A 19093-nucleotide genomic window follows, 5' to 3' on the forward strand; every position below is an offset into this window, starting at 1 on the left:
TTCTATATTATGAACATACACGAATATCAAGGAAAAGAGATTTTAGCTAGCTATGGAGTTCGCGTTCAACGCGGAATCGTTGCTAATAGCCCAGTTGAAGCAGTTGCTGCTGCAAAACAATTAACTACCGAAACGGGAACGAGTTGGTATGTTGTAAAAGCCCAAATTCACGCTGGTGGACGTGGAAAAGGTGGTGGTGTGAAACTTGCAAAAGGAATTGACAAAGTGGAAGCTGTTGCAAGCGAAATTATCGGAATGCAATTAGTAACTCCTCAAACTTCTGCTGAGGGGAAAACTGTTCACAAAGTTTTAATTGCTGAGGATGTTTACTATCCTGGTGAATCTGAAACTTCTGAGTTTTATGTTTCTGTTTTATTGAACAGAGCTACAGGACGCAATATGATTATGTATTCTACTGAAGGTGGAATGGATATTGAAGAAGTTGCTGAGCATACGCCTCATTTAATTTTTACTGAAGAAATTGATCCAGCTGTTGGTTTGCAAGGTTTCCAGGCTAGAAGAATCGCTTTTAATTTAGGTGTTACTGGAAATGCTTTTAAAGAAATGGTGAAATTCATCGACTCTTTATATAAAGCATACATTGGTTCAGACGCTTCTATGTTTGAAATCAATCCGGTTTTAAAAACATCTGATAACAAAATTTTAGCGGTTGATGCTAAAGTAAATATTGACGATAACGCATTATACAGACAAAAAACGTATGCTGATATGCGTGATGTTCGTGAAGAAAATCCAATTGAAGTAGAAGCTAAAGAAGTAGGATTGAACTATGTGGATCTTGACGGTACTGTAGGATGTATGGTAAACGGAGCTGGTCTTGCAATGGCAACTATGGATTTAATTAAATATGCAGGTTTTGAACCAGCTAACTTCCTTGATGTAGGAGGAACTGCTGATGCTAAACGTGTGGAAACTGCTTTCCGTATTATCTTGAAAGATCCAAACGTAAAAGCAATTTTGATTAACATTTTTGGAGGAATCGTTCGTTGTGACCGTGTTGCTCAAGGTGTTGTTGATGCTTATAAAAACATGGGTGATGCTATTAAAGTGCCAATCATTGTTCGTTTGCAAGGTACAAATGCTGAAATTGCAAAAGAATTAATCGATAATTCAGGAATGCCAATTTTATCTGCAGTACAATTTCAGGAAGCTGCTGACCAAGTACAAGCTGCTCTTTCTTAATAAAAGAAGCTGGTTATATATTAGAAATCCTGTTCGCTGCGGCGAACAGGATTTTTTTTGTTTACTACAATTCAGGTTTGGTGTTAATTCTTATATTAACTTAGTATTATCGGGCTAGTTGTAGTCTTTTTTAGTGATTTGTTGTTTTTTATGATATTAATGCAATTTTGAAGATGTTTTTTTATAGGGCTTTCATTTTTAAGGCTGATAGTTTTTGTTACTGATAATAATTAAAAAACCAGTCTCTTTATCATTGAGTTAAGTAATTGTTTTTGTGGTTTTTATGTTGGGGTTCTGTAGTAATTTTGGACTGTAATTAAAAAACAAAGAAATCATGAAAAAATTATTTTTATCTGTTATTGTTACTTTATTGATGAGTACAGCTTTTGCTGCGGATAAGTCTCCAAATACAGCAAAAAATTTTGATGAGACTTATAAGGAATTAACTAAAATGTTGAATACTTATCCGAATTTTTCAGGATTAGACCATGAGGTTGTGGTAAAGGTGCGAATTGCAATTAATGAAAAACATGAAATTGTGGTGATGAGCACTGATACGACTAACGATGATTTGAACTACTACATCAAGAATACCTTAAACTATCAAAAGCTATTTAGTGAAGAATTGCAGGCTGGTAGAGGACTTGTTTTTCTGGTTAAATTTGCCAAATAGTTTAAAGTAATTAAAAGATCAAAATCCCGGGCTTTAGTCCGGGATTTTTGTTTTTGGCTGTTTTTTTGTTGAATTATATTTAGTTATTGTGTTAAATTGGTTTGTTTTAGTGATTTTTTTTTCTTTGAATTTCTGTTTTTTGTATGAATAGTAAAAATATAGTCCATTTTTTTTGTTGTGCTGTTATTTTTTATTCTTATAATTTTCTTAAATCGTAAATCGCACTGTGTCAGTGAATTATTTGGTTTTTGAATGATTGCTTTTTTTACATTTACAATGAAATCGGATACAATTTAATTCTAATTAAAAACGAAGAAATCATGAAAAAATTAATTCTATCAGTTGTTGTTACTTTATTTTTAACAACAGCATTTGCAGCAAAGAAAACGCCTAACAATGAAACGGGAACTCTCGAAGCAACTTACAAAGAAATATCAAAATTGCTTAATAATTTCCCCTCCTTTAGTGGTTTGGATCAGGATGTTGTGGTAAAAGTGCGAATTGCAATTAACGAGAAAAATGAAATTGTGGTTATGAGCACTAACACTTCTGACGAAAGTTTGAACTATTACATCAAAAACACGCTGAACTATCAAAAGTTATCTGCAGTTGAATTAGGAGCAGGAAAGGGGCTTATTTTTTTAGTTAAGTTTACTAAGTAATGCAAAAGGGCAAAATGTAAAATCCCATCTGTGTCTGAAAACGAGATGGGATTTTTTATTTGTAAAAGAATAAAAATCTAAGATTTTTTGTTCTTACCATTGTTAAATTTTACTTTTTCTACAACCTGAATTTTAGGAGTTGTTTTTTTAAAATTAGGCTTTTTCTTGAAGCCTGTTTTACTTGTTTTTGCATCGCTTTTTGGTGCTTCTTTGTCTTTTATTGGAATTTCAGCCTTGTGTTTTGCTAAAACGTCTTTAGGGTTTTTAGGGTTTTCCTTGGTTCCGCGTAAGTGAATAACCAATCCATTTAAAAAATTGCGCAATACCTGATCGCCACATTCTACATAATTCGGATGTTTTTCGTCACGAAAAAAAGCACCTAATTCTGATTTGGAAATTCTAAAATCAACCAATTCTAATATTTCTACAATTTGGTCGTCACGCAACATCAAAGCTACGCGTAGTTTTTTAAAGATATCGTTGTTTGTCATCGTTGTATTTTTTACAAAGGTACATTATTATAGCATTGGCTACTCATCTTTGCTTTGGTATTGATTGAGGATTTCAATTATTTTATCCAAATCTTTCTTTTTATGATTGGCAGTGATGATAATCCGATTCAAATAATGGTCTTCTGATGTGTATTTGAAATTGGTGATGATTATTTTATGTGAAGCCAAAATAGTGTTGATATTCTCAATTTTTGGATAAATAACCGGATAATTTTTGTCGAAAAGAATGTTTTTACTTGGAAGCAATTTCGAATCGATATACGCTAAGTTTTTCTTTAATTTATGGTGTTGCTTCAGATACAAAGATTCAGCATCAGCCAGGGTTTTTACAAAGGCAGGATTCATGCCGGCACTGGCTACAAAAGTGTTGTTTTCTCTAATTTGCTGAATAAAATTATAATCGGAGGCAATTAGACCGCCTGATAATCCCATCGCTTTTCCTAATGAGGAAACCATGATTTTGCGTTTGATATTGGACTGATTATTATTCGAAAAAATGCCACATCCATTAGTGCCTAAAATTCCCAACGAATGCGATTCGTCGATTACTAAGGTTATTTCTTTGTTTTTTGGAATTTGCTTTAAAAAAGAAAGCTCCACAGCTTTTACGGTATTGGTGGCAACGGCATCGGTCAGGATGGTAATTTTTTCCGGTTTTTCATCGAGTAAACGTGGGTTTAATTGATTATTGATAAAAAACGGAAGACTTTCGGCTTTTGAAATGGCAATATGAGTATCCGGAAAATGATAGAAGACATCTGTTTCTGATGCTAAGGTGTCAAGCACAATTTGTCCTGCTAACATTCCGGAGGAAACGGTAAGAGCGACTTTGGCTTTGATGAATTCAGCCAGAAAAGTTTCTCCTTTTTGGTAAGCAGTCAATTGGATATTGGCATTTCTGGAACTTCCGTAAGCTGAGCCCCAGCGGGCAATGTTTTTACAGAGTGTCTTCTGGAATTTTTTATTTGGCGGTAAGCCTAAATAAGCTGTACCGCCAAAGTATAGGTATTTTTCATTATCGATTTTTACAATACGATCCGGAAATTGATTTACGTTCATTAATTGCTATTTTAAGACAACGCCTGTGCCATTTAGATGAGAATAGCCAATTTTTCCCTTTTCAATTTGTACTCCGCTGGCAATATCTTCTGTTAAAAGTAAGGCACCATCCATGTCAACATAATCCAATTGTGGTAATAAATGTGCGATAGCAGAAATTCCAACAGAAGATTCTGTCATGCAGCCTACCATGGTTTTTAATCCTAGTTTTTTGGCTTGTTGAATCATTCTTCGGGCAGGAGTCAAGCCTCCACATTTCACTAATTTGATATTTATCCCATGAAAATGATTGTAACATTTGGCAACATCTTGCTCAATAATACAACTTTCGTCAGCAATAATTGGTAAAACGGAATGTTTATAAACAATTTCGTGACCATTCCAGTCGTCTGCTTTTAGCGGTTGTTCGAGGAATTCAACGCCTAGTTTTTTTAATTCTATGGCGTTATTGAGTGTTTCTTCGATTTCCCAACCACAATTGGCATCAATTCTAAAAATAGCATCGGTATGTTCTCTAAGCGCTTTTACGATGGCAATATCTTCGCTGGTACCTAATTTTATTTTGTAGATAGGCCAGGGCAGTTCTTTCATTTTAGCCACCATTTTATCGATAGAATCAATTCCGATGGTATAATTAGTCAAAGGGTTTCTTTCGATGTTATAATCCCAAAGTTCATGCAGTTTTTTACCTTTTTTTCGGGCATACAAATCGGTGTAGGCCATATCCAGCGCACAAAGTGCAAACATATCATGCTTTAAGAAAGGATATACTTTTGCCCAAAATTCTTCAGGGGTTTCGTCAACAGAAGACTCTATTAAGGAACGTATTGCTTCTAAATCCTGTTTCATCATTGGTACACTAATGTTGTAATAAGGATTTGAAGTAGCTTCACCGTATCCTGAGAATCCGCCATTTTTTAATTGTACAATTAAGGAAGGCTGAATATCAATTGATTCTCTAGAGATTGTAAAGGTGTGCTTTAATTGTAGCTCGTATTCTCTTATGATCAATTCCATAATAGTCTCGTTTTATGATAAAATTAAGCTATATAAATGAAAAAAAAATGTCGGAAATGCAGAATTTTGATTTTCGGATTTTTTTAATCTCATTTTGAAGATATCATAAAAAAGTATATCGATAAAAACGGTTTGTTTAAAAAGTGGTTTTACTCTCTAAGTGTTTTTGTTCCTAAAAGTTAATTTTATGCTGTTTTTTGCTTTTTTATGTTGGAAAAAAAATGTGATTTTTCGATTAAATTGTTTAATCGAAGCTATTTTTTTGGGGTTTTATCATAAAAAATGATAAATTAGCTTAAATTATTTATGATATGGAAGCTTACGAAGAAAAAAAGAAATTGCTTTTAGAAATGATTGCCTTTGCAACAGTTGATGGTCAGTTGAGTAAAAAAGGCTATGATTTTTTATTTTTAATAGCTAACGAATTAAATTTTGAAAAAGGAGGGTTCATGGATTTATTGAGTCAGGAGATGCCTACTTTGCCGGATAACATGAAACTGAACCGAATCAAACAATTCTATCAGTTGCTTGTCTTTTTTCAAAATGACGGTGTGTTGTACAAACAAGATCCGGATTTAATTGTTCATATTGCCATAAGTATGGGATTAGATACCGATGCGATTAAAGTATTAATCAAAAAGGTAAAAAATGCTCCTAATACCATCATTTCAGATGATAATTTGTGGAAAATTTTTCAGGAAGAATAGACTTTTAAGCCAGTTGTTCCTGTAATTTCTTGATTTCATCACGCAATTTTGCGGCTTGCATAAAGTCCAGTTCTTTAGCGGCTTTTTCCATTGATTTTCGTTTTTCACGAATTAGTTTGTCGATTTCTGTTTTCGACAGGTATTGGTTTTCGGGTTCGGCCGCAGTAGGTATGGTATGTCCCAGTTCGTATTCTACCAAAGGATTTTTAGTAAAAGCACTGTCGATTTTCTTGTTCAATGCTTGCGGAACAATGTTATTGACAGTATTAAAATTAATCTGTTTGCTTCTTCTGTAATTGGTTTCGTCAATGGTTTTTTGCATGCTGTCGGTGATTTTATCCGCATACATAATCGCCTTTCCGTTCAGGTTTCGTGCAGCACGACCAACAGTTTGTGTCAGCGAACGATGAGAACGTAAAAATCCCTCCTTATCTGCATCCAAAATAGCAACCAAAGAAACTTCGGGCAAATCCAACCCTTCACGCAATAAGTTGACACCAATTAGCACATCAAAGATTCCTTTTCGTAAATCCTGCATGATTTCGATGCGTTCCAATGTATCTACATCCGAATGAATATAACGACAACGAATACTTACCTTAGTTAGATATTTGGCTAATTCTTCCGCCATTCTCTTGGTTAGAGTGGTTACTAAAACACGTTCGTCCAGTTCACAACGTTGCTGAATTTCTTCGATCAAATCGTCAATTTGATTCAAACTTGGACGAATTTCGATAACCGGGTCCAATAATCCTGTAGGACGAATAATTTGTTCCACATAGACGCCATCGCATTTTTGTAACTCATAATCAGCAGGTGTCGCCGAAACATAAATCACCTGATTTTGCATCGCTTCAAATTCGTCAAATTTTAACGGTCGGTTGTCCATGGCTGCGGGAAGTCTAAAACCGTATTCCACAAGGTTTTCTTTTCGGCTTCTGTCGCCTCCGTACATGGCGTGAACCTGAGAAAGTGTTACGTGACTTTCGTCAACGACCATCAAATAATCTTTTGGGAAATAATCCAACAAACAGAAAGGACGTGTTCCGGCCTGTCTGCCGTCAAGATAACGAGAGTAATTTTCGATTCCGGAACAATAACCCAATTCCCGAATCATTTCTAGGTCAAAATTAGTTCTTTCTTCCAATCGTTTGGCTTCGAGATGTTTGCCTATTTCTTTGAAATAATCGACTTGTTTGACTAAATCCTGCTGGATTTCCCAAATAGCACCTTGCAACACATCTGGCGAAGTCACAAACATATTAGCCGGGTAAATGGTCAGTTTATCAAATCGTTCAATTACTTTCGAAGATTGAACATCAAAAGATTCTATTTCTTCGATTTCGTCACCAAAAAAGTGAATGCGATAGGCATCATCGGCATAACTTGGGAAAATTTCCACTGTATCGCCTTTAATTCTGAAATTCCCGGGTGTAAAATCGGCCTCGGTTCTGGAATATAAACTTTGTACTAAGGAGTGCAATAACTTGGTTCTCGAAATTTCCTGATCCCGTTCCAATGCAATTACGTTTTTCTGAAATTCCACGGGATTCCCGATACCGTACAAACAAGAAACCGAAGCTACCACCAGAATGTCTCTTCGTCCCGAAAGCAGCGAAGAAGTAGTGCTCAAACGCATCTTTTCCAGCTCTTCGTTGATGGATAAATCTTTTTCGATGAAAACGCCTGTAACGGGCATAAAAGCTTCAGGTTGGTAATAATCGTAATAAGAAACAAAATATTCTACGGCATTGTTGGGGAAGAACTGCTTGAATTCTGAGTACAATTGTGCTGCTAAAGTTTTGTTGTGCGCCAAAACCAGCGTAGGTCTTTGCACTTCCTGAATGACATTGGCCACCGTAAATGTTTTTCCCGAACCTGTAACACCTAAAAGTGTTTGGAATTGTTCGCCAGCTTCAATCCCTTGAGCTAATTTTTCAATTGCCTGAGGCTGGTCTCCTTTGGGTTGGTAATCCGATACGACTTGGAATTTCATTTGTTTTCTGTTGCAATGTTGGAAGTTGCAAAGTTACAAAGTTTATTGGCAACTTTGCTGATAGCTAAAATTAGAAGGATTTAGCATCGCATAGTTTTATTTTAACCATTTCCAACGTTTTGCCCAATCATCTAAAATAACATTTCGCCATTTTAATACTGTTTTCCCGCCTTGAATTTTTTCATCATATAAATTAATGTCCGATTTGTCACTGTACCAATGGTTTCCTAGTGGATAATCAGTTGAATGTTTTTTACCGGGCCATAAATTGCTAACGACAATATCTCCTTCAAGTCCGTTAATCTCAGCAATTTTAGATGTGAAACGATAATGCAAATTTTCGGCTTTTTTAGGAATGTATCTTATTGCATAATCGCCGTTGCCCAGATGATATCCAGGCCATTTTTGGATTGTTTTTCCGTATGGAATTTCCATCCAAAAACAAACTGAATCAGATGGGATTTCTATTTTTGGTCCTTTTAAATGAATTTCGATAATAGAACAAAATGCTACCGTATCTTTTAATGTGGTTGTTTGATTATAGATAGTTCTAGGGCTATAAGTAATTTTTTTAAAGCTACCACCCCAACTTTCTCTTTCGGGTTTTTCGGGATTGCCATCCATCATATAAAAGAGGGAAGGAGAGTCACCCATTTTGATTTCGCCATCATAATAGTTTTTAAAATCCATTCCTAAATGACCGCCGCCCTGAATAACCCTGTTGTAATAATCCGAAGTGTTGATGGTGTCAGGTTCAGTATTGTTTGAAAAGAAACCATAATAACTGGAATTTACTTCGATAAAGAATAAGTTTGGAAAATTCTCTGCGATATAAGCATAACTATTAGCACTCCATTTTTTATTGGGTCCGCCTATCCAGTAAATTCTGATTTTATGTTGAATTTCCGGTGCATCATGCAAAGCCTGAGCAATATCTTCCAGTCCGCCCCAGCCTAAAATCCATAACGGATGCTCACTTTGTTTTTTAGCACATTTAATAATCCAGTCCGAACCTTCGGTTGCGGTTGTATATCCGGAAAAAGGAGCATTTCCTTTACGGCCTTGTTTGCAAATGGAACGTAGAAAATCCGGTTTGGCTAATTTTTTATTGTGTTTGTTCAGTTTAGGCAGGTCTTTTTCATAGATATCAATCATTCTTAGTATTTCTTTTTTATTGCCTTCTCCATAAGATGGTGACGAAACAAGCCCTTCAAATTGAAACAAATCGCTGTTCATAAGCAAATGAGTCATGGATTGATTGTCATCAGGATCGGTGCCGCCAATATCGGTACTAATTAAAATTCGGGGTTTTGAAGGTGTTGGACTTTGCGCTAAAATTAGGGTTTGCATCAAACAAAATAAGGCAACTAAAACTGGATTTTTCATAGTTTTAAAAAAAATTATCTAATTAAGCTTGGCTAATATAGCTTATTTTTTGAATAAATAAAAAATAAAAGAAAGTAATCGAAAGTATTCGAAAGCTTTTTTTGCTGAAATTTACCGCAAATTCAATCTAAAGTAAAAGCCAAAGAATTGCTGTGTTCCATTTATAAATAAAAAACAGTCGCTTTATTAAAAAATAAAACGACTGTGTAAAGTTTGTAAAACGTTGAATGTTTTGGTTATAATTTGACTATTTGATAGGTTTTGCCTTTGGATGTTTTAAATGAAATTTTGTAACCATTGTCCGTTTTTTGTGAAACAATATCAGAATCTTTGATTTTCACCGGTACTTTTGTAATAATGATACATTCAGCACCATTTAATGATTTTACAGTGGCATTATTAAGTTGTTGTTTGCTCCAATCCATATCAATTTCAAATCCACCTCGGGCAATCAGTCCTTTTACGTTGCCTTCACTCCAGGCTTTAGGCAAGGCAGGCAATAATTGGATATAATTGGCTTGACTTTGCAAAAGCATTTCAGTCATACCCGCTGTACCCGCAAAATTTCCGTCAATTTGGAAAGGAGGATGTGCATCAAAAAAGTTAGGATAAGTTCCTCCCGCACCTGAATTTCCACTGGAAGGGTCAACGTAATTTAAAAGCTGTCTGATCAAAGAGTACGCATGATCGCCATCCTGTAATCTTGCCCACCAGTTGATTTTCCATCCTTTGCTCCATCCGGTTCCTTCGTCTCCGCGAACTTCAAGCGATTTTTTGGCAGCATTAAAAAAGTCAGTCGTCAAAGGAGTGATTTCTCTTCCTGGATGCAAACCAAATAGGTGAGAGGCATGACGATGGTGGATATCTGTTTCTTCAAAATCCTTATACCATTCCATCAATGTTCCGTTTTTTCCAATTTGTAATGGATACAGTTTCGCTCGTTTTGCAATCAAGATTTCTCGGAAAGCTTTATCAGTTCCTAAAGTTTCGGATGCTTCAATTAAATTATCGAATAAATCTCTAATAATTGACATGTCCATCGTAGTAGCAACAGATACTGATTGTTCTTTGCCTTTACTGTCTTTGAATTTATTTTCAGGAGAAGTAGATGGAGCTGTAACTAAATAGCCGTTTTTATCTTCGACTAACCAGTCTAATGAAAAAAGTGCAGCATCTTTCATAACAGGATAGGCTTTTTCAGCCAGGAATTTTTTATCTCCTGTAAAACGGTAGTGCTCATAAAGATGTTGTGTGAGCCAGTTTCCGCCCATCCACCAGTTGGCCCAAACAGGATCACCGTCTCCTTTATCACCCACAGGATTACTCAATGCCCATAAATCGGAATTGTGATGAGCAACCCAGCCATTCGCATTATAAAACTCGCGTGCAGTAGCTTTTCCGGTTTTAGCCAGACTTTGAATCCAGTCTAAAAGCGGTTGGTGCATTTCAGAAAGATTTGTTACTTCAGCTGGCCAATAATTCATTTGGGTATTGATGTTGATGGTGTAATTAGAACTCCATGGCGCACGAAGTTTTTGGTTCCAAATTCCCTGTAAATTAGCTGGAGGTCCGCCTGGACGTGAAGAAGAAATCAGCAAATATCTTCCGTATTGAAAATATAAAGTTTCTATTTTAGGATCATAAGCACCATTAGAATAGGCTTTCAATCGTTCGTTAGAAGGTAATTTTAATTTAATTGGAGTGTTCACCGTATCTTTTACAGCAAAAGAAACGCGATCGAAATAATGTTTGTAATCAGCAATATGGCTGTTGAATAATTGCGAATAGCTCTTTTTTACTGCTTTGTTGATTCGGTTCGAGGCAATTTTATTTTCATCTTTTCCGTCTTTATCCGGACATTTGTCAAATCCGTTGAAACTGGTTGCTGCAGCGATGTAAAGTATTACTTCACTCGCATTTTTAATTTTAATTTCTGAATCTGTTGTCGTTACACTTCCGTCTTTGTTAACCGCTTTGATACGATATTGATAACGCATACCATCACATCCTGTTGGATCTTCATATATTATAGGCTCTCTTCCTTTCACGTTATAATAAGAAGGATCTACGTTAGCAGGTGCTTTTCCGCTAATAATAAGTTCGTTGTTTCCTTTGGTTGATGGACTGAATTTCAATTGACTTTTAGAAGAAACATCAAAAGTAAGTGCTCCTTTTTTATTTGCCGAAATTCGAACTAACATCACATTATCAGGTGCAGAAGTAAATATTTCACGGGTATATTCGACGTCATTGATAATAAACTTTGTGGTTGCCACCGCATTTTCAATATCCAAATCGCGATAATAAAACGTTGGTTTTGCATTATTGAAATTCTGTTTGATAAGAATATCACCTAAAGGCAAATATGACTGCGAATACAAGCCTTGCATTTTTCGGGTCAATTGATTGGCTTTAGAATAATCTTCCTCCTGAAGCAAGGCTTCCCTGATTTTTGGCAAATAGTTTTTTGATTCCGGGTTGACATTTGTTTTGACCGGACCACCGCTCCATAAAGTACTCTCGTTTAGTTGTAAAAGTTCTTCTTCAACGCCGCCAAATATCATTGCTCCAATTCTTCCATTTCCTACTGGCAAAGCCTCCACCCACTTTTCAGAAGGCTTGTCGTACCATAATTTTAAATCTTGAGTATTGGAATTGGTTTTGTTTTGAGCTTCACAAAAAGAAGCGAATAGAATTTGAACAGCTACAAATGAAACAATTTTCAGTTGATTTGGTTTTGTTTTGTAAAAAATGGACATAAAAAGGTTGATTTTTAATAGTGTGGTTGAATAGTTTTAGGATTTTTATTTTGAGTTGCTAAAAATAACTAAAACCTACAACTTTAGAGCAAATTATGGGGAAATTTTAGAAGATTAGATTATCTTGTTAAAATACTAATTGTTGTGAATGAGGAGAGGATTTCTATGTCAACGGCTTTCTAAAAGCTGTCAGTTTTTTTAAATGATTAAAATTAAAATATGAGATGTATTTATGTTTTTTTTAATCATCCAGACCTTTTCCGTCCAGAATTTTATCCATATATTTTTCAATTCTGGCTTCGCGGGTTTTGGCTTGTTTAGCTGAGGAGAAATATAACAGATAGGCTTTTTGACGTCCCGGTGTTAAGGCATAGAAAGCTTTGTTTAGTTCAGGCATATCGTCTAAAACGATTTTGAATTCCTGCGGCATATTGAATTCGGCAGTGGTTTTCATTACTACTTTCAGTCCTGCTTTTTCTATGGTAATGGCTTCGTTGATGTAGTCTTTAATTATCGATTCCAGTTTTTCAATTTCTTCTACATTTTTGAATCTTATTTGGCGTCTGTCCTGAACGTTTTCGGTTTGCTGAATGAGGATTCCTTTTTCGTCTTTCATTAGTACGCCTTTAAAGAAAAGTAAGGCGCAATAGTCTTTGAAACCGTGTATCAATACAATGTTAGCATTATCAAGAGTGTAGCAGGGATGCATCCATTTAAAATCTTCAGTTAAGTTGCATTCCAGTACAATTTCTCTCAGCAGTGTCATTTCATCCTGCCACTTTTTTGCTTTGCTTAAAAATTGATTGACTTTGGGGTTCATAAATAAAAATTGGTTTTTATATATTTATAGTCCACCACCTTGTTCACATATGAGTTTTTCAAAATTAATGTTATTGATTTTAAGTTCATTTATTTTATTAATGAATTCTTCAATAGTTGTAATAGTTGAATTTTTTTTCTTAAAGTCATTGATATTAGTTTCATATGGTATTTCTGAAAGAAGTTTTCTAAAATCATCAACTTCAGAATTATTTAAAAATTTATAACCCAAGAAATTAGACGAAAAAAAATGATAGCCACCATTATTTTGGCGAACAAATGATTTAATCAAAATTATTTTATCATTTTCATATTGATCATGCTTTGTTTTTTTTAGACCACAGTTTTCAATTATTTTTTCTGAAATATATGGTTTTCTATATCCATAATTTTCGAGATAATAATTTGAGATATTTCGAATGTCTTCGTTTGCTAATATTTTAACAGTAATTTCTTCTTTAGCTATTGATAGAATTTTTACTGGTACAAAATCATTATTTGCAGGATTACTAATTGCAATGTATTCGTTTTTTTTCAATTTCATTGTTGGTTATAATTTAAGTTGCAAATTTAGATTTAACTGATTGAATAACCAATTTACTTAATTTCTAGCTTTTTTTTTAGAAAATGAATTAAGTCAACTTATTTTAGAACGAAACAGTTTTGCAAGTTGTAAACAACTCAATTTATTTCTGTGGCAAATCTATTTCAAAAGAGCCTGTAATAGAGATAAATGATTATAATTTTATTTCGCTAATATATAATTTTATTACAAATGAAGTAAGAAAAAGTTTAATTAAAAGACAGGCTTTGCTGCTTCGAATTTCCAGTTTTTTTGTTGGGTTTCGGTAAGGAAAGTCCAGGCAAGAATGCGGCTGATTTTTTGTCCTTGCGCCATATCAATTGTTTTTATTTGGGCAGCATTGACTTTGTTTAGGGTTTTGTACAGGCTTTTAAGATGCGATTGTTTAGATACCAAAGTAGTGAACCACAAGCATTGCATTGGGTAACGGGCACTTTCGTAAATCATTTGGGTAATGAAACCTAGCTCGCCACCATCGCACCACAATTCGGTATTTTGACCACCAAAATTCAAAACGGCTTTGGTAACTTTTTTATCCTGTAAATTATTGACTTTTCTAAGGCTGCCTTTACTGGCATCCTCAGCTGATTTATGAAAGGGCGGATTGCAAATTGTGAAAGCAAATTTATCTTCGGGGGTAATGATATTTTTAAAAACAAATCTAGGTTCTAATTGCTGTTGCAAACTAATGGCTTCAATCAATTTTGGATTGGCTTCGATTATTTCGCTGCAATTGTTTAAAGCTTTTTCGTCTATATCAGTACCTACAAAGTTCCAGTTGTAAACTCCATTTCCAATAATTGGATAAATACAATTGGCTCCAACGCCAATATCAAGTCCTTCCACTTCAGCTCCTGTTGGAATAATTCCGTTGTTGCTTTCAGCCAATAAATCAGCGATGTGGTGGATGTAATCTGCTCTGCCTGGGATGGGTGGGCAAAGGTAATCTTGAGGAATATCCCAGTTTTGTATGTCGTAATAGCTAATTAATAATGCCTTGTTTAGGGTTTTTACAGCCAGCGGATTGCTAAAATCGATGGTTTCCCCCGAAGCATCGGAATGCTGTTCGTTGATGAAAACAAAGGATTTTAACTCAGAACATTTTTCGATGAGCAATTTAAAATCATAGCGCAATCGGTGTTGGTTTCTGGGATGTAAACTGATTTTTTCCGTAACTGTTTTGGACATTATTGTTTTTTTAATTTCGCTGCAAAGGTAGTTAATTAAAATGGGTTTAATGTTTGCAAATGGTTATTTTGTAGTGAATTAGGAGTTAAGTTGTATTTGTAACACAGATTAAAGAAATTTGAATGATTTCTCTAATAAGCGTTTCTTTATGGTTAAGTATTAGTTTGTGTAAAAGATAAAAATATTTAAACCGTTAAGCGAGTTAAGGAATTTAAGAACACTACAAACCTTAATTTTCTTAAATGCTTAAATGGTTGAAAAAAAAGAATGTTTATAACATTTACAGTAGCAATTATTTTATGAATTAATCCATGCATTCCATCAGCAATAAATCGCCTTCCTGGTGTTCGATAACGACTAATCCATCCTGACTGACATGATTGCTGCTGCCGCTGCGATAGCCAATAGTAAGGCTGTCATTTTTCAGAGGATAGAAAAGATTTTCGGAACTGATTCCTGTTACCTGACCTACTGGAATGAGCGAAATAGGGGTATTGGCTGTGTACCATTTTTCGAATCTTCTTGGTAACAGAAAAATTTTAGAATGGTCGTCTAAGATTACGATTTTAAGTTTGTCTCGGTATTGGACAATACTGGTTAGATTTGTAATGGTATGATCGGCTCTTTTTCCGGTTGCCCAAACCACATTTGCCGCAGGAATTTTTCTTTCGTATAAATAATCGAAAGCCTTTTCCAAATCGGTTTTTTCCTGATCGTGGGTATGCACAATTTCCAGCGGATATTGTTTTTCTTTGTAATAATAAGGATCAAAACCTCTGTCGAAATCTCCTAACAAAACATCAACTTTGATGTCGAGTTCCATCACGCGTTCAATGGCCGAATCTAATACAATTACCAGTGGTGACCATTCGAGTAATTGTCCTAATAATTCAGGATTACAGGCAGCACCATTGGCAATGATTAAAGCAGGTTCTTGATCGTCGCGAACAATGTGGTGTGATGACAAAGGAATGTAGATTTAGATTAATGATTTTGGCATTGAGTTAGCAAAGATAGCTATTTTTTTTACCGCAGATTACACTGATTTACACAGATTAATAGGTATTGGTTTTTAATACTATTGTACTTTTTTAAATAGTTGATTAAGTACTAGTGTTTTTAAATCTGCTGAATCTGCGTGAATAAAAATGTACGCAGGTTTAGCAGATTTAAATAGATTAACTCTTTGTTGGAAATATTCTCGATTTATTGTTGAAATATATTAAAATACTGATTTAAAAACTATTGCACAACATAACGGCGCATGTCGGTTTCGCCAAGGGCAAAATAACCCAAAGCATAATTTTGAGGATTTGTACTATTCTTGATATTTCCTCTCACTGTGGCAGGAGGAGTCTGGAAAGGACTACCCGAATTAGAACCTACAATTCCAATTAGAATATTCATGTAATTGTAATATTGTTTAGATGCTCCAAAATGGGTCAAATCAATGACATCCCCTTTTTTTAAATCATCACTTTGTGAGCGACTAAAAAATTCGTTTCCCTGAAAAAAACGGTCATCATCAACATTATAACTTACTGTTGTTTCATTAGAATATTGATATTTATAGAGGTAGTAGTTGTCTTTCTCGGCAGGATCATTAAAGTAGGCTTTGATTTCGATTTCTTTTCCTGTAAAACCGCCTTCGTTGTTTTGTTCTATTCGGGTAATGGGAGCCAGGGATTGAAAAGTTTCGCTTGCGGTGTAGGTTTCACCATTGTGAATAATGGTCAAAGTGTAATTTTTGCCTATTTCAGGTTCAAAATCGGTACAAGCATATTCGCCTGTTTCCGGAATTTCTACAAAATTAAAAATGACGTTATCACTGTTGGTTATAGAAACATTGGCTCCGGTTACAATAGGAATTTCAGTATCATAATAACCGGTGGTGGTGGTTAATTTTATTTTTTGAGCATTGCCTGTACTTCCTTTAATCCATACAATAGAAGCTTCGACAACTAATCGGGGTGGGGCTGTGTCTAATTTGACATCAACTACTTCTTCGCAGCTGCTAAAAAGGCTGATTAAGAGTAGTAAAAAGGGGAACAATATTTTCTTCATAATAGTATCTTTTTCGAAAGTAAATTTTTAGAATTTAAAATTATAACTCACCGCAGGAACAATTCCAAAAATGGATGTTTTTACGGCTTCATTTACTGCTGTATCTACATTTTGTCTAAAAGTAATAGAAGCAGCATTCTGGCGATTGTATAAATTGTAAATGCTGAAAACCCATTCACCTTTCCAGTTTCGGTCTTTATTTTTAGCAGGAGTTAAGGTGGCAGAAATGTCTAAGTGGTGGTAAGCAGGCAGGCGATTTCTGTTTCTTAAACCGTAGCTTGGCACAAATACATCTCCATATTGATACCCACTATCAGGAAAAGTGACCGGTTGTCCGGATTGTAATGCAAAATTAGCTCCAAAATCCCATTTGTCATTCAAATGATAAGCCGAAGTTATCGCTAAATTATGTGTTTTGTCGTAAGCCGAATTGTACCACTTTCCGTAATTAATTCCTATTTCGTCAGCAGTTCTGCCCGGAGTTTGCTGCTCTGATTTAGACAAGGTGTACGAAATCCAGCCGTTTAATTGGCCAGTGTTTTTCTTCAGCATCAATTCCAAACCATAAGAACGCATTCTTCCGTTTAAGATAACTTGTTCGATAGCATTATTAGCAATTAAATCGGCGCCATCAATATAATCAATACGATTTTGGATTTTTTTGTAATAACTTTCTATTTCAAGCGAATAATCGCCATTGCGAATGTTTTTAAAGTAACCAATAGCAACTTGATCGGCAATTTGTGGTTTGATGTAATTATCACTCGGCATCCAAATATCCAATGGAGTAGGAGAAGCGGTATTCGAAATTAATTGCAGGTATTGTACCATTCGGTTATAACTCGCTTTTAGTGCCTGATCATCATTGAATTGGTATGAAACAGCAAAACGGGGTTCGAAGTTGTCAAAACTTTTTATGGTTTTGTTTTTACCGTAAAATTTTGTGTCGATAGGAGTTGCTTTTTCGTAAATCTGGAAATCCGAATTAAAAACTACCGGATTGTTGTTTTCGTATAAATTAATTGTAGAATTTCCTAAGCGGTAAAACATACTGTAACGCAAGCCATAAGCCAGACTCAGTTTTTTAGTGATTTTGTTTTCGGCTTCTATGTAGAGTGAGGGTTCAAAAGCATATTTTGGATCTAATTGTTCCGGAATTATTGTCGAAGTGTCATTAGAAGGTTTAATCGAACCGGGATTGAAATTGTAATAAATAGCATTGGCACCATAATTCAATTTGAAATTATCCGAAATATAATGCTTAAAATCATATTTGATGTTGTAGTTTTTAATGCCCGAATCCCATTTAAAACCAATAAAATCAAGATCTAATCCGTAATAATAATCGCTATAGATTAAAGAGAGATTTGAAAACAGCTTATCAGAAAATAAATGATTCCAACGCAGGTTTAAAGTAGAGTTTCCGTAGATATTGCTGAAACTTTTGTTGATGGCAAAAACGTCACGACCAAAATAACCCGATAAATAAAGGTTATTGTTATCGTTAATTTTATAATTTAATTTAGTGTTCAAATCATAAAAATAAGCGGAGTTGTTTTTTTGTTCTTCGGATAATTTCAAAAATAAATGCGCATAAGAAGCTCTACCGCCAATTAAGAAAGAGCCTCTGTCTTTAACAATAGGACCTTCGGCAAGAAGTCGGCTGGAAATCAACCCGATTCCACCATTCATGTGAAATTCATTGCTGTTTCCGTCTTTTTGATAAATATCTAAAACCGAGGAAGCTCTTCCTCCAAAACGAGCCGGAATTCCGCCTTTGTACAATTTTAAATCCTTAATTGCATCCGGATTGAAAACAGAGAAAAATCCAAAAACATGCGAAGAATTATAGATGGTAGCTTCGTCCAAAAGAATCAAATTCTGGTCGGCACCACCACCACGAACATTAAATCCTGATGCGCCTTCGCCAGCATTAGTGACTCCTGGCAATAATAAAATGGATTTTATTACATCGACTTCTCCCAAAACAACCGGCATTTTTTTGATGGTAGCCATCGATAATTTGTTGACACTCATTTCAGGCGTTCGGGTATTGGCCTGCCCCTGATTAGTACTAATAATAACTTCGTTCAGTATTTCTCCACTTTCAGTCAGCGCCCAATTCATCTTAGTGTTTTTTGTCAGTGAAATGGATTTTTCTATGCTTTGGTAACCCAAATAACTGATGCTTAAATTCTGATTTCCCAGAGGAACACTTATCGAATAAAAACCATATTCGTTAGTAGTAGTTCCAATTTTTAAATCAGGGAAATAAAGGTTGACACCTATTAGGGTTTCGTTGTTTTTGGCATCGGTGATAATTCCGCTTAGCGTAAATTTTTGCTGTGCAAAAGCAGTCATGCTAATTAACAGAAGGACAAAAAGAAAATTTATTTTTTTTGTAATCATTTTAAGATGTTTGAATTGCAAAGGTCAATTATTAGTATAGAAAAGCCAACTGAACA

16 protein-coding genes are annotated in these 19093 nt (G+C 34.9%); 4 read left to right on the forward strand and 12 right to left on the reverse strand.

Features of this window, described 5'->3' with window-relative positions; translation table 11 throughout:
- Nucleotides 1-9 precede the first annotated feature (9 nt).
- From sucC to FDM27_RS11205, 3 genes are all read left to right on the forward strand, one after another.
- Complete coding sequence (sucC, locus tag FDM27_RS11195) at nucleotides 10-1203, forward strand: ADP-forming succinate--CoA ligase subunit beta (RefSeq protein WP_071183601.1); 1194 nt, start codon at nucleotides 10-12, stop codon at nucleotides 1201-1203.
- A gap of 334 nt (nucleotides 1204-1537) precedes the next feature.
- The gene (locus FDM27_RS11200; protein ID WP_071183600.1) at nucleotides 1538-1876 is read left to right on the forward strand and encodes a hypothetical protein; all 339 of its coding nucleotides are present in this window, start codon (nucleotides 1538-1540) and stop codon (nucleotides 1874-1876) included.
- A 320-nt stretch (nucleotides 1877-2196) separates the two neighbouring features.
- Nucleotides 2197-2538, forward strand: a complete 342-nt coding sequence (locus FDM27_RS11205; RefSeq protein WP_140486529.1) for a hypothetical protein — start codon at nucleotides 2197-2199, stop codon at nucleotides 2536-2538.
- Nucleotides 2539-2615: 77 nt separating this feature from the next.
- Here FDM27_RS11205 and FDM27_RS11210 read toward each other — a convergent pair whose 3' ends face one another.
- The 3 genes from FDM27_RS11210 to FDM27_RS11220 are packed head-to-tail and all read right to left on the reverse strand — an operon-like array spanning nucleotide 2616 to nucleotide 5126.
- A complete protein-coding gene (locus FDM27_RS11210) occupies nucleotides 2616-3029 on the reverse strand; it encodes a DUF1456 family protein (protein WP_140486532.1) in 414 nt (137 codons plus the stop codon).
- A 39-nt stretch (nucleotides 3030-3068) separates the two neighbouring features.
- On the reverse strand, nucleotides 3069-4109 hold the full coding sequence (locus FDM27_RS11215; protein ID WP_140486534.1) for an aminotransferase class I/II-fold pyridoxal phosphate-dependent enzyme: 1041 nt from the start codon (nucleotides 4107-4109) through the stop codon (nucleotides 3069-3071).
- A 6-nt stretch (nucleotides 4110-4115) separates the two neighbouring features.
- A complete protein-coding gene (locus tag FDM27_RS11220) occupies nucleotides 4116-5126 on the reverse strand; it encodes a dipeptide epimerase (RefSeq protein ID WP_140486536.1) in 1011 nt (336 codons plus the stop codon).
- A gap of 311 nt (nucleotides 5127-5437) precedes the next feature.
- Between FDM27_RS11220 and FDM27_RS11225 the strand changes: the two genes are divergently transcribed.
- Nucleotides 5438-5833 (forward strand): excinuclease ABC subunit B, encoded by a 396-nt coding sequence (locus tag FDM27_RS11225; RefSeq protein ID WP_071183595.1) that lies wholly within the window; start codon nucleotides 5438-5440, stop codon nucleotides 5831-5833.
- Between the two features lie 4 nt (nucleotides 5834-5837).
- On the opposite strand, the gene uvrB is transcribed toward FDM27_RS11225, so the two are convergent.
- The 9 genes from uvrB to FDM27_RS11270 form a co-directional block, all read right to left on the reverse strand.
- Entirely contained in the window at nucleotides 5838-7829 is a 1992-nt protein-coding gene (gene uvrB / locus FDM27_RS11230) for an excinuclease ABC subunit UvrB (protein ID WP_140486538.1), read from the reverse strand.
- 96 nt (nucleotides 7830-7925) lie between these two features.
- The gene (locus FDM27_RS11235) at nucleotides 7926-9215 is read right to left on the reverse strand and encodes a nucleoside hydrolase-like domain-containing protein (RefSeq protein ID WP_140486540.1); all 1290 of its coding nucleotides are present in this window, start codon (nucleotides 9213-9215) and stop codon (nucleotides 7926-7928) included.
- A gap of 236 nt (nucleotides 9216-9451) precedes the next feature.
- A complete protein-coding gene (locus FDM27_RS11240; protein ID WP_140486542.1) occupies nucleotides 9452-11974 on the reverse strand; it encodes a glycosyl hydrolase family 95 catalytic domain-containing protein in 2523 nt (840 codons plus the stop codon).
- A gap of 241 nt (nucleotides 11975-12215) precedes the next feature.
- A complete protein-coding gene (locus FDM27_RS11245) occupies nucleotides 12216-12794 on the reverse strand; it encodes a YdeI/OmpD-associated family protein (protein WP_140486544.1) in 579 nt (192 codons plus the stop codon).
- Nucleotides 12795-12818: 24 nt separating this feature from the next.
- The gene (locus FDM27_RS11250; protein ID WP_140486546.1) at nucleotides 12819-13337 is read right to left on the reverse strand and encodes a hypothetical protein; all 519 of its coding nucleotides are present in this window, start codon (nucleotides 13335-13337) and stop codon (nucleotides 12819-12821) included.
- Nucleotides 13338-13589: 252 nt separating this feature from the next.
- The gene (rlmF, locus tag FDM27_RS11255) at nucleotides 13590-14564 is read right to left on the reverse strand and encodes a 23S rRNA (adenine(1618)-N(6))-methyltransferase RlmF (protein ID WP_410503846.1); all 975 of its coding nucleotides are present in this window, start codon (nucleotides 14562-14564) and stop codon (nucleotides 13590-13592) included.
- 304 nt (nucleotides 14565-14868) lie between these two features.
- Nucleotides 14869-15531, reverse strand: a complete 663-nt coding sequence (locus FDM27_RS11260; protein ID WP_140486550.1) for a thiamine diphosphokinase — start codon at nucleotides 15529-15531, stop codon at nucleotides 14869-14871.
- 275 nt (nucleotides 15532-15806) lie between these two features.
- On the reverse strand, nucleotides 15807-16628 hold the full coding sequence (locus tag FDM27_RS11265; RefSeq protein ID WP_071183589.1) for a DUF4249 domain-containing protein: 822 nt from the start codon (nucleotides 16626-16628) through the stop codon (nucleotides 15807-15809).
- Between the two features lie 27 nt (nucleotides 16629-16655).
- Nucleotides 16656-19037 (reverse strand): TonB-dependent receptor, encoded by a 2382-nt coding sequence (locus FDM27_RS11270; RefSeq protein WP_140486553.1) that lies wholly within the window; start codon nucleotides 19035-19037, stop codon nucleotides 16656-16658.
- Between the last annotated feature and the right edge of the window lie 56 nt (nucleotides 19038-19093).

The organism is Flavobacterium sp. GSA192 (assembly GCF_006386525.1).
In the GTDB taxonomy this organism is placed as follows: Bacteria; Bacteroidota; Bacteroidia; order Flavobacteriales; family Flavobacteriaceae; genus Flavobacterium; species Flavobacterium commune.